11 protein-coding genes and 1 tRNA gene are annotated in these 11,887 nt (G+C 66.7%); 3 read left to right on the forward strand and 9 right to left on the reverse strand.

Features of this window, described 5'->3' with window-relative positions:
• Positions 1–218 precede the first annotated feature (218 nt).
• The 9 genes from ychF to AB4Y84_RS03865 all read right to left on the reverse strand — a co-directional run bounded on the left by ychF (position 219) and on the right by AB4Y84_RS03865 (position 7,779).
• Positions 219–1,310: a redox-regulated ATPase YchF gene (ychF, locus tag AB4Y84_RS03825; RefSeq protein WP_089238969.1), complete on the reverse strand. Its 1,092-nt coding sequence runs from the start codon at positions 1,308–1,310 to the stop codon at positions 219–221.
• Between the two features lie 98 nt (positions 1,311–1,408).
• Positions 1,409–1,990 carry a DMP19 family protein gene (locus AB4Y84_RS03830; protein WP_442244796.1) on the reverse strand — a complete coding sequence of 194 codons (582 nt, stop codon included), beginning with the start codon at positions 1,988–1,990 and terminating at the stop codon, positions 1,409–1,411.
• A gap of 41 nt (positions 1,991–2,031) precedes the next feature.
• Positions 2,032–2,610: an aminoacyl-tRNA hydrolase gene (gene pth, locus AB4Y84_RS03835; protein WP_176021684.1), complete on the reverse strand. Its 579-nt coding sequence runs from the start codon at positions 2,608–2,610 to the stop codon at positions 2,032–2,034.
• A 50-nt stretch (positions 2,611–2,660) separates the two neighbouring features.
• Entirely contained in the window at positions 2,661–3,278 is a 618-nt protein-coding gene (locus AB4Y84_RS03840) for a 50S ribosomal protein L25/general stress protein Ctc (protein WP_100463166.1), read from the reverse strand.
• Between the two features lie 107 nt (positions 3,279–3,385).
• Positions 3,386–4,345, reverse strand: a complete 960-nt coding sequence (locus AB4Y84_RS03845; RefSeq protein ID WP_025879147.1) for a ribose-phosphate diphosphokinase — start codon at positions 4,343–4,345, stop codon at positions 3,386–3,388.
• A 138-nt stretch (positions 4,346–4,483) separates the two neighbouring features.
• Positions 4,484–4,560, reverse strand: a tRNA-Gln gene (locus AB4Y84_RS03850).
• A gap of 11 nt (positions 4,561–4,571) precedes the next feature.
• Complete coding sequence (gene ispE, locus AB4Y84_RS03855) at positions 4,572–5,441, reverse strand: 4-(cytidine 5'-diphospho)-2-C-methyl-D-erythritol kinase (RefSeq protein WP_312111814.1); 870 nt, start codon at positions 5,439–5,441, stop codon at positions 4,572–4,574.
• Complete coding sequence (gene lolB, locus AB4Y84_RS03860) at positions 5,438–6,097, reverse strand: lipoprotein insertase outer membrane protein LolB (protein WP_312111817.1); 660 nt, start codon at positions 6,095–6,097, stop codon at positions 5,438–5,440. The genes ispE and lolB overlap by 4 nt, the downstream gene beginning before the upstream one ends.
• A complete protein-coding gene (locus AB4Y84_RS03865) occupies positions 6,094–7,779 on the reverse strand; it encodes a tetratricopeptide repeat protein (RefSeq protein ID WP_313249284.1) in 1,686 nt (561 codons plus the stop codon). The genes lolB and AB4Y84_RS03865 overlap by 4 nt, the downstream gene beginning before the upstream one ends.
• A gap of 63 nt (positions 7,780–7,842) precedes the next feature.
• Here AB4Y84_RS03865 and hemA point away from each other — a divergent pair, with 63 nt between their 5' ends.
• The 3 genes from hemA to AB4Y84_RS03880 form a co-directional block, all read left to right on the forward strand.
• On the forward strand, positions 7,843–9,126 hold the full coding sequence (gene hemA, locus AB4Y84_RS03870) for a glutamyl-tRNA reductase (protein ID WP_442244797.1): 1,284 nt from the start codon (positions 7,843–7,845) through the stop codon (positions 9,124–9,126).
• Positions 9,104–10,186 carry a peptide chain release factor 1 gene (prfA, locus tag AB4Y84_RS03875; RefSeq protein ID WP_442249791.1) on the forward strand — a complete coding sequence of 361 codons (1,083 nt, stop codon included), beginning with the start codon at positions 9,104–9,106 and terminating at the stop codon, positions 10,184–10,186. The genes hemA and prfA overlap by 23 nt, the downstream gene beginning before the upstream one ends.
• A gap of 5 nt (positions 10,187–10,191) precedes the next feature.
• The coding region (locus AB4Y84_RS03880; protein ID WP_442249792.1) for an O-linked N-acetylglucosamine transferase, SPINDLY family protein at positions 10,192–11,887 on the forward strand (1,696 nt) is incomplete at its 3' end.

Genomic DNA, 11,887 nt, shown 5'->3' on the forward strand with positions numbered 1-11,887 from the left:
GCCGTGGGGGTTTGATGTGGACAAGTAGCCGCGAGCCATGCAGGCCAAGCGTTTCAACGCGTGGTGAATTTCTGTCCACTGCCACCCGCAGCAGTGGGCTGGCGCTTCCGCAGCGGAAACGTGCAATGCCACGTCGTGTGCCCGTTCTGGCAGGCGTCCGATACAACAAGACCCCGCATTGCGGGGTCCTGTGGACAATCACTGCGCTGCGTCGTCGATCAGACGTTGAAGCGGAAATGCAGGATGTCACCTTCCTGCACGCGGTATTCCTTGCCCTCCAGGCGCAGGCGACCGGCTTCCTTCGCACCGGCTTCGCCCTTGTACTTGATGAAGTCGTCATACGCGATGGTTTCGGCGCGGATGAAGCCCTTCTCGAAGTCGGTGTGGATGACCGCAGCAGCCTGCGGCGCAGTGGCGCCCTTGCGCACSGTCCACGCGCGGACTTCCTTCACGCCRGCGGTGAAGTAGGTCTGCAGGCCGAGCAGGCTGTAAGCCGCGTTGATCACGCGGTTCAGGCCCGGCTCGCTCAGGCCGAGGTCGGCCAGGAAGGTATCGCGGTCTTCGTCGTCCAGCTGCGACAGCTCTTCTTCGATCGCCGCCGACACCGGCACCACCTGCGCGCCTTCTTCGGCGGCACGGGCTCGCACGGCGTCCAGGTGCGGATTGTTCTCGAAACCGTCTTCCAGCACGTTGGCGATGTACATCACCGGCTTCAGGGTCAGCAGGAACAGATCGCGCACCAGCGCCTTCTCTTCCTCGTCCAGGCCCGCCGAACGGCCGGCCTTGCCGTCAGCCAGCGCGGCCTGCAGCTTGGCCAGCACCGGCTTGCGTGCCGCTGCGTCCTTGTCGCCGCCCTTGGCCGCACGCTCGGCGCGGTTCAGTGCCTTCTCGACGCTGTCCAGGTCGGCCAGGGCCAGCTCGGTATCGATGGTGTCGATGTCCGAGATCGGGTCGACCTTGTTGTTGACGTGGATGACGTCAGCGTTCTCGAAGCAGCGCACCACATGGGTGATCGCATCCACTTCGCGGATGTGGGCCAGGAACTTGTTGCCCAGGCCTTCGCCACTGGCCGCACCGGCCACCAGGCCGGCGATGTCGACGAACTCCACCGCGGTCGGGATGACCTTCTGCGGGTTGATGATCGCCGCCAGCTCGTTCAGGCGCGGATCCGGCACCGGCACGATGCCGACGTTGGGCTCGATGGTGCAGAACGGGAAGTTSGCCGCSGCGATGCCCGCCTTGGTCAGCGCGTTGAACAGGGTCGACTTGCCGACGTTRGGCAGGCCGACGATGCCGCATTTGATRCCCATGTGTTGAATCCGGGTTTGAGTGTAAGTGGATGATTCGGGATTCAAGGCTCGCCTGTGGGCATGCCCTCAATCCCCAATCGTCCTTCCAGTGGCCCGCGTTAGAACGCGGCGTACAACCTGTGACGTTCTGCGTACGCTTTCAGCAGTTCTTCAAGCTGGCCGTCATCAACTAGTGCATAGAATCGCCCATCCAGCGCATCAAGTGCTGTTTCGACTTCATCGCCGAGACATCCGTCAGCACGATAGATCTGCAGGCGTCTCTGCGCATGATGATCTTCCATGGCCTCATTGCTAAACAGCAGCCTCTGGGCCGCCAGCACGATGTCGCGCACGTCAAGCTGCTCTATCTCCTCAAGCCCTGCAAGGGCTTCAGCGATGTAGCCGCCAGCAGAATTGTGGAAATAGGCGTCAAGCCCTCCCCGATAGACATCACTGATGAGCGCGTTGATCGCAAAGTAACGTTGATCGTGCACCGACAATCCCGCAAATCCACACCCGCCACCGTGGACCTGCTCGATCAACCAATGCCAATACCGCCCCTCTGCAGACTCCTCGAAGCGCTTGCGCTCTTCACGAATTTCCCGATCTCGTTCCCGCGCCATTTCCATGCTTTGCCTCGTGCCATTCCCGCACGGCATGCAGAGCCCATCGTTCCGGGCCGCCGTCGCCAGCAGGATCATGGCGCCACACACGGTGCAGGGAGTACGCGGGTCGGTCATGATCAGCGCGGGGTGTGCAGCCGCTTCATCGCTTCGCTGAAATCGCCCTGCACCGCCAACGGCAGCACGTCGATCGCATCGTCGATGGCGCGCGAGATCAGTACTTCATCGTCCTTGGAGGGACGTCCCAGCACCCAACCCACCACGCGATCCTTGTGGCCGGGATGGCCGATGCCCACGCGCAGGCGATGGAACTTGCCGTGGCCGAGCAACCGGATGGTGTCACGCAGGCCGTTCTGGCCACCGTGTCCACCGTCAAACTTCAAGCGCGCCACGCCGGGCGCCAGATCCAGTTCGTCGTGGGCCAGCAGGGTTTCCTCCGGCTCGATCTTCCAGAACCGCTGCGCGGCGGTGACCGACTTGCCGCTGAGGTTCATGAAGGTGGCCGGCTTGAGCAGCCACACGGTCTGTCCGGCAATGTCGACCTTGGCGGTCTCGCCAAACAACTTGCTGTCCACGTTCCATCGCGCACCGGCCTTTTCAGCCAGGGCCTCAACGAAATGAAACCCGGCATTGTGCCGGGTCCGGGCGTGCTCCGATCCGGGGTTGCCCAGACCGACGATCAGTCGCAATCCTGCCATCGTTCCATCCAGATACGGCGCCTGCCCCGAAGGACAGGCGCCGCGGGGTATTACTCGGCCGCTGCTTCTTCAGCGTCGGCAGCGTCCTGCTTGCCGTGCTTGGCAGTGACGATGGCGTCGTCGTGGTCCTTGCCCAGCGCCAACGCCGGGATTTCCACGCCCTTCGGCAGCTTGATGTCCGACAGGTACACCACGTCGCCAGCCTTCAGCTCGCCCAGGTCGACTTCGATCGACTCCGGCAGGTCCTTCGGCAGGCAGCTGATGGCCACTTCCTTCAGTTCGTGGGTGACCACGACGTCGGCAGCCTTGCCAGCCGGCGAGGTGTCTTCGTTGATGAAGTGCAGCGGAACCGAAGCGGTCAGCTTCTCGTTCTCGTTCACGCGCAGGAAGTCCAGGTGCATGATCAGCTGCTTGAACGGATGGCGCTGCATGTCACGCAGCAGCACCTTCTGCACCTGGCCGTCCAGGTTCAGGTCCAGGATCGAGGCATAGAACCACTCGTTCTGCTGGGCCAGCCAGATTTCGTTGTGGTCCAGGCTGATGGCGACCGGTTCGGCGTTGCCGCCGTACACGATTGCCGGGATCACACCAGCGGTACGCAGGCGGCGGCTCGCACCCTTACGCTGCAGTTCACGCTTGGTGACCTTGATTTCATGGGTCTTCGACATTTTCGACTACTCGGTTGTTGCCTTGCCTTGCGGCTTGGCGGTTGAAGGCACTTCCGCGACCAGAAGTGCCCAGTGTGTCCCTGCCGTTGCCGGCTGGGACGAAAAAATCAATCGACGTACAGCGAGCTGACCGACTCGCCGAAGGCGATGCGGCGCATCGTTTCGGCCAGCATTTCCGCCACGCTCAGCTGGCGGATCTTGCTGCACACCCGCGCGGCGTCCTTCAGCGGGATGGTGTCGGTCACCACCAGCTCATCGAGCTGGGAATTGGTGATGTTGTCCACCGCCGGGCCCGACAGCACCGCGTGGGTGCAGTAGGCGGCGACCTTGAGCGCACCGCGCGCCTTCAGGGCAGCGGCAGCGGCGCACAGGGTGCCGGCGGTATCGACGATGTCATCGACCATCACGCAGGTCTTGCCTTCGACGTCACCGATGATGTTCATCACGGTGGAGACGTTGGCGCGCGGACGGCGCTTGTCGATGATCGCCAGGTCGGCGTCGTCCAGGCGCTTGGCCACCGCACGGGCGCGGACCACGCCGCCCACGTCCGGCGACACGACGATCAGGTTCTCGGTGCCGTAGGCGCGCCAGATGTCGGCCAGCAGCAGCGGAGAGGCATACACGTTGTCGACCGGAATATCGAAGAAGCCCTGGATCTGGTCGGCGTGCAGGTCGACGGTCAGCACGCGATCAGCGCCGGCGGTGCTGAACATCTTCGCCGCCAGCTTGGCGGTGATCGGCACGCGCGAGGAACGCATGCGGCGATCCTGGCGCGAGTAGCCGAAGTACGGCACCACGGCGGTCACGCTGGCCACCGATGCGCGCTTGAGCGCGTCGATCAGCACCAGCAGTTCCATCAGGTTTTCGGCGCTCGGCGCCGAGGTCGGCTGGATCACGAACACGTCCTGCTTGCGGACGTTCTCTTCGATTTCCACCTGCACTTCGCCATCGGAGAAGTGCGAGACCAGCGCCTTGCCCGGGCGCACTCCCAGTTCCTTGCAGATGTTCTGCGCCAGACGTTTGTTGGCGTTGCCGGAAAAGACCAGCAGGTTCGGGGACTCTTGCATCATGATTGTCTCGGGCGGGGACGAGTGGCGGGGATCCGGTAGCGGCAAGGACCACTTCGGCCCCTGCTGCTGACAACACCGCGACTGTTCCCACGTCCCGCGCAGGTGATGCGCTGGAAGGCGCGGACGCAGCCGCATTGGCAGGGGCGGGAGGATTCGAACCTCCGAATGCCAGGATCAAAACCTGGTGCCTTGGGCCTCTTGGCGACGCCCCTGCATTGATGAATCAGTGTTGCTCGAGTGCATCCAGCAGTGGCGAACGTGCAACGCCCGCAGCCACCCTTGCCCGCAACTCCTTCGACAACTTCGCTCGTCCCTGCTCGGCGGCAGCCTGCGAATCGAACTCGACGAAACAACCACTTCCCGAACCGGTCAGTCGTGCCGTGCCGATGTCGCTCAACGCAGCAAGCACCGCCTCGACGGCAGGCTCACGGCGGCGCAGCACCGGTTCGAACACGTTCCCGACCAGCGTGCCGGAAGCGAAGTCCTCTATTTTCGCCTGTGGACTGTCGCGCGTCAAATCCGGATCAGCGAACAGGAGGGGCGTGGGCACATGAACGCCCGGTTCGACCACCACATACCAGGCCTGCGGCAGGGTGATCGGCCGTAGCCGCTCACCCACCCCTTCTGCCCAGGCGTTGTGGCCACGCACGAACACAGGAACATCGGCGCCGAGGCGCAACCCCAGCGCCGCCAGCGCATTTTCGTCCAGGCCGGCATCCCAGAGGCGGTTCAACACCACCAGCACGGTGGCCGCATCGGACGAACCGCCGCCGAAACCGCCGCCCGCCGGAACGTGCTTTTCGACGATGATGTCGACACCTTTCTCGACATTCGTCACCTCTTTGAGCAGCCGCGCTGCGCGAACCGCCAGATCATCCGCCTCCGCGACACCGGCCAGGCCATCGCCCTGCCGCCGCACCTGGCCGTCTTCACGCAGGCGCAGGCCGATCCGGTCGCCCCAGTCGAGCAGGCGGAACACGGTCTGCAGCTCGTGGTAGCCGTCGGCACGGCGGCCGGTGATGTGCAGGAACAGGTTCAGCTTGGCCGGGGCCGGCCACCAGGACCAGCCCGCGTCATCCACCCGCGCGTTCATGGCGCGCCCTGGCCCCACTGGTCGACCAGCAGGCGCACCTTGGCGTCGCCATTGACCGCCTCGACCCTGCGCGGCAGGGCCGGCCGCCCGGCTTCGGCCGGGTACCAGTCCAGATACTGGATCACCCACCCCATCTGCTGCATGCGCCGCGGACGACCATCAGCATCACGCTCGATCTTTCCCGGCCCAGCGCTGTCGCCGGCGACCAGGCCGCGTACCCAGTCCGGCAGCTGGTTGACCGGGATGTCCCAGCCGGTGGCTTCCAGCAACAGGGCCTGCGCGTCTTCACCGTCTCGCGGACCACCGGCCAGTCCTTCCAGACGGCCGGCTTCATGATGGCTATCACCGCTCAACTTCCAGCTCTGGCGGGTCACCGGCGCGCTCAGTTCGACGACATAGCGTTGGCCTTCCTGTTTCCAGTCGATGCGGCCGCTGCCACCATCCTTGCCCTTGCTGACCGCCACCCGGCCCTGGAAATTCCACTCCGACGCCGATCGCAGCGCGTCCACGCGCGCGGCCTCGGCGGCGGTCGCTTCGGCGGAAACGGTGGTGACAACGGCCGGCGCCGGTGTTTTCTGCCGGCCAACGGTGGTACAGGCACTCAGGGCCAGGGTCACGGCCACCAGCAGGAGTGGCCGGATCGTGGAAACACTCATGGATTGAATTTCTCGCGGGCGCGCAGCAGCGCGCGGTTTTCAGGGTCGAGCCTGGCCGCTTCCTCGAAGAAGTGACGGGCTTCATCGTGCTTGCCCAGCACCCACAGCACCTCGCCCACGTGGGCGGCGATTTCCGGGTCCTTGGCCAGCGTCCAGGCGCGGCGCAGCTGCACCAGCGCGTCGGCGTTGCGCCCCAGCCGATACAGCACCCAGCCATAGCTGTCGACGATGGCGGCGTTGTCCGGCTCGGCCACGCGCGCGCGGTCGATCAGTTCGAGCGCTTCCTGGTAGCGACCGGTCCGGTCGGCCAAGGTGTAGCCCAGTGCGTTCAGTGCCGGCACGTTCTCCGGCTCGGTCACCAGGATCTTGCGCAGGTCGGCCTCGGCACGGGCGATGTCATCGCGGCGCTCCCAGGCCAGCGCACGGGCATACAACAGACCGTTCTCGTCCGGATACGCAGCCAGGCCACGGGCCAGTGCATCGATCTCGCCGGGAAGGTCGTCAGCGCGCTGGCGCAGCTCGGCTTCCAGCAGATACGCATCGCGCCGCACATCGTCATCCACCCCGGCATCGGACTGGATCGCATGCACTTCATCCAGCGCCAGCGACTGCCGGCCGGCCAGCCCCTGTGCATTGGCCGCGCGCAGGCGCGCTTCATTCAGTTCATCGCCGCCGGGCACGCTGTGATACCAGTTGACCGCCTCCGGGTAGCGCTTGAGGTACTCGGCGATCTTGCCCAGCAACAGGCGCTGCGCCGGGTCCGGCTTGGCCGCCTGCCGCGACAGTTCGTTGTACAGATTGGACAGCGCGGCCTTGTCGCCCTGCTTGGCCAGCAGCGACGCGCGCATACCCCACGTCTGCACATTCTGCGGACCGACCGCCAGCACGCGCTCGGCCGCTGCCGGCTGGCCAAGGCTGTCATAGGCGATGGCCACCGCATTGCGCAGTTCCGGATCCTGACGGGTCTTCGGTTCCACCCCACGCAGCAGCGACAGTGCCTGGTCGGTCTGCCCGGCCTGCTGCAGCTGGCTGGCGCGCAGCAAGGCGACGCGCGGCTCCTCGGGGAAGCGCTTGACCACCTCATCGATCATGCGCCGCGCCAGCTCGGGCTTTTCCATGCGCAACGCCAGGCGTCCAAACTCCTGCCAGGCCTCGATCTTCTGGGGAATGGCGTTGGCATCGACCAGGTCGCCCAGTACCTGGGCCGGCACGGCCGGATCGCGGCCACCGCCGATCAAGGCGCCCAGGGCGAACTTCCAGCCCTCATCCCCCGGGTCCTGCAACAAGGCCTGAAGCTCGCTGCGCGCGGCCTTCACATCGCCCTGGCGCATCGCCAGCGCACCGGCGGCGCTGCGCATCGCCAATGAGCGCGGCGCACGTTGCTGCCACAGGGCCAGGCCCTTGGCCGCAGCATCATCCTCGTTGGCCAGCATGGCGATGCGGGTCGCCCGCTCGGCCAGGCCGGCATCGCCGTCGGTCTGCTGGGCGGCCTGCAGGTACCAGCGCGCGGCCTCGGCCAGCTTGCCCGCCTGCAGGGCGAACTCGCCAGCCAGGACCGGTTCCAGCGCCAGTTCCTCAGTCACCGCAGGCCGTGCAGGCGCCTTGGCGGGCACCGCCGCCAGGGCCTGGGCACAGGCCAGAGACAGCAGCAGAACACTGGGGATGCGAATCAATGCGGGCATCGTCGGCATCGGGGCCTTAAAATGTCGTCCAATGGCCAGCAGCTTATCGCAAGCAACTGAACAATGACCCTGTGGGTGCTCGGACTGAATCACCAGACCGCACCGGTGGAACTGCGCGAACGCGCAGCCTTCGCCGGTGACGCGTTGCCGCGCGCGCTCGGTTCGCTGCGCGATACCCCGCAGATCGCCGAGGCGGTACTGCTGTCCACCTGCAACCGCACCGAGCTGTATGCCGTGGCCGAGTCCGCGCAGGCACTGGACCAGTGGCTGCGCGCCCAGGCTGGCGACCTGCACGGCTATCTGTACCAGCACGCCGATGCCGATGCCGTACGCCACCTGTTCCGGGTGGCGACGGGGCTGGATTCGATGGTGCTCGGTGAGCCGCAGATCCTGGGCCAGGTGAAGGATGCCTGGTCGACTGCGCGCGACCACGGCCTGCTCGGCCAGCGCCTGGACCGGCTGTTCCAGCAGACGTTCTCGGTGGCCAAGCGCGCGCGTACCGATACCCAGGTCGGCGCCAACCCTGTATCGGTGGCCTCGGCAGCGGTACGCCTGGCACAGAACGCATTTGCCCGCCTGGACGATTCCACCGTGCTGCTGGTCGGCGCCGGCGAGACCATCGAACTGGCAGCACGCCACCTCAGCGAAGGCAAGGTGCGGCGGCTGCTGATCGCCAACCGCACCCTCGCCCATGCGCAGGAACTGGCCAGCCGGCACGGCGGTGTGGCGCTGCCGCTGACCGAACTGGAGCGCCACCTGGCCGAGGCCGATGTGGTGTTCTCGGCCACCGCTGCACGTGAACCGGTGATCCACCGTGCCGCGGTGGCCAATGCCCTGCGCGCACGCCGGCACAAACCGATGCTGCTGTTCGACCTGGCCGTGCCGCGCGACATCGAAGCCGACGTTGCCAGTCTCAACGATGCGTTCCTGTACACGGTGGACGATCTCGAGCGTGCGGTGGAAGACAACCGCCGCAGCCGCCGCGAGGCGGCCGCCGAAGCGGAAACGATCATCGACCTGCAGGTTTCGCGCTTCGTCGAAACCCTGCAGGCCAGCGCCCACCAGGCACCGCTGCGGCAGCTGCGCGCCTTCGGCGAGGCCACCCGTGCCGAACTGCTGGAACGCGCGCGCCAGCAACTGGCCAACGGCAAGCCGGCCGACGAAGTGCTGGAACTGCTTGCCCACGGATTGACCAACCGCCTGCTGCACCCGCCGACCGCCGCCCTGCGTGCGGCCGCGCTCAGCGGCGATGCCGACCTGACCCGCGCCGCCGAGCGCCTGTTCCCGGCGACGCCGGGTTACCGCCACCCACCTGTGAGAACCGATGACGCCGACCCTGCGCCGTAAGTTGGAAGCGCTGGCCGAGCGCCGCGAAGAACTGGAACGTCTGCTCGCCGAACCGGAGGTGGTCGCCAACAACGCGCGCTTCCGCGATCTTTCGCGCGAGTTTTCCCAGCTCGAACCGATCGCCACCGCGCTGGCCGATGAAGCACGCGCCAAGGCCGACCTGACCGCGGCCGAGAGCATGCGTGCGGACCCGGACCTGCGCGAACTGGCCGACGAGGAAATCGCTGCCGCACAGGCCCGCCTGCAGGAACTGGAGCAGGAGCTGGCACTGCTGCTGGTGCCGCGCGACCCGCGCGATGAAGGCAACCTGTTCCTGGAAGTACGCGCTGGCACCGGTGGCGACGAGGCGGCAATCTTCGCTGGCGACCTGTTCCGCATGTACGCCCGTTACGCCGAGCGACAGGGCTGGAAGGTCGAGATCGAATCGGACAACCCCGGCGAACATGGCGGCTACAAGGAAGTGGTGGCACGCGTGGTCGGCCGTGGCGCGTTCTCGCGCCTGAAATTCGAATCGGGCACGCACCGCGTGCAGCGCGTGCCGGCCACCGAATCGCAGGGCCGCATCCACACCTCGGCGGCCACCGTGGCGATCATCCCGGAAGCCGACGAAGTCGATGAAATCGTCATCAACCCGGCTGACCTGAGGGTTGATACCTACCGCTCCTCCGGCGCCGGTGGCCAGCACGTCAACAAGACCGAWTCGGCGATCCGCATCACCCACGTGCCCAGCGGCGTGGTGGTGGAATGCCAGACCGAGCGCAGCCAGCACGCCAACCGCGACAAGGCGATGAAACGCCTGAAGGCGCAGCTGCTCGATGCCGAACGCCAGCGCCACGACGCGGCGCAGGCGGAATCACGGCGCCTGCAGGTCGGCAGCGGCGACCGCAGCCAGCGCATCCGCACCTACAACTTTCCGCAGGGCCGGATCACCGACCACCGCGTGGAAGGGCTGACCCTGTACGACCTGCCCAACGTACTGGCCGGCGACCTGGATCCGCTGCTGCAGCGACTGAGCCACGAGCACCAGGTCGACGCCCTGGCCCAGCTTTCGGCGGGTTGACCAGCATGTCGGCCTGGCAGCAGCGGCAGCAACTGCAGCAGGCGATCACGCGCCAGCCCGGCGACTTTGTCGCCTGGGTGATGCTGGCCGACCTGGAACTGGAAGCCGGCGACATTGCGGCCGGCGAGCAGGCCGCGCGACGCGCGCTGCAGCTGCGGCCCAATCATCCTGAAGCACTTGCCCGGCTGGGCCGGGTAGCGTGGATGGCAGGAGCGCATGCCGACGCCGCCAAGCTGTTGGGCCAGGCCTCGGCGCTGGCACCGGAGCACCCGGGCATCGCGTTGTGGCTGGGGCACGCGCTGGAAGATGCCAACGATGCAGAAGGCGCATCAGCGGCCTATCGCCGCGCACATGCACTGATGCCCGATGAGCCGTATATCGCCGCGCAGCGCCTCGCCTGGCAGCGTCGCCTGTGCGATTGGCAGGACGTGGATGCGCTGGCCGATCAGGTGCGCGGTGCACTGGTGTCCGGCCAGGGCGTGGTGGAACCCTTCGCGTTTCTCAGCGAAGACGCCAGCGCAGCCGAACAGCTGGCCTGCGCACGTGCACGTGCCGCCGCGGTGGCAGCATCGGTGCGGCCACTGCCGCCGGCGAAGCTGCGCGAACGAGGCCCACTTCGCGTGGGCTTCCTGTCCAACGGTTTCGGCGCTCATCCCACCGGATTGCTGACGGTGGCGCTGCTGGAGCAGATGAGCCGCGACCCGGCCCTGCAACTGCATCTGTTCGCACTCAACGCGGACGATGGCAGCCGCATCCGCCAACGCCTGCAGGCCGCCACCCGGTTGCATGACATGGCCGGATTGCGCCATGCCGATACGGCCGCGCGCATCCGTGCACAGGGCATCGACCTGCTGTTCGATCTGCGCGGCTGGGGTGGTGGTGGCACGCCGGAAGTACTGGCGATGCGCCCTGCCCCGCTGCAGCTCAACTGGCTGGCCTACCCCGGCACCTCCGGTGCATCGTGGCTGGATGCAGTGATCGCTGACGACTTCACGCTGCCGTCCTCGCTGGAACCGCACTACAGCGAACGCGTGCTGCGCCTGCCGCGCGCGTTCCAGCCCTCCGACAACACCCGCGTGCTGGAACCGGCGCCGGACCGTGCGGCGTGTGGGCTGCCCGCGCAGGGCACGGTGTTCTGCTGCTTCAACAACAGTTACAAACTCAACCCGCGCAGCATGGGCCGCGCGTTCGCGGTGCTGCAGGCAGTACCTGGCAGCGTGCTGTGGCTGCTGTCCGGCCCCGGCCAGGCCGATGCACGGCTGCGTTCCGCCGCCCAGGCTGCAGGACTGGATCCGGCGCGCCTGGTGTTCATGGCCAAGCTGCCGCATCCGCAGTATCTGGCCCGCTATCAGCTGGCCGACCTGTTCCTGGATACGAACCCGTACAACGCGCACACTACTGCGTCGGATTCCCTGTGGGCCGGCTGTCCGGTGCTGACCTGCCCCGGCGCCACCTTCGCCGCGCGCGTGGCCGGCAGCCTCAACCATCAGCTGGGCCTGGAGCACATGAACGTCGCCGACGACGCGTCGTTCGTCGCCACCGCCAGCGCACTCGGCAACGACCCGGCCGCCTTGGCCGCAGTGCGCGCCGAACTGGCGCAGGCACGCGAACGCAGCGGCCTGTTCGACATGGCGGCTTTCGCGCGCGATCTGTCCGCACTGCTGCAGCAGCTGGCCCGCGAGCAGGGCTGGCAGGGCCTCG

Origin of the sequence: Stenotrophomonas sp. 2YAF22, assembly GCF_052114665.1 — a bacterium.
Classification (GTDB): Bacteria; Pseudomonadota; Gammaproteobacteria; order Xanthomonadales; family Xanthomonadaceae; genus Stenotrophomonas; species Stenotrophomonas indicatrix.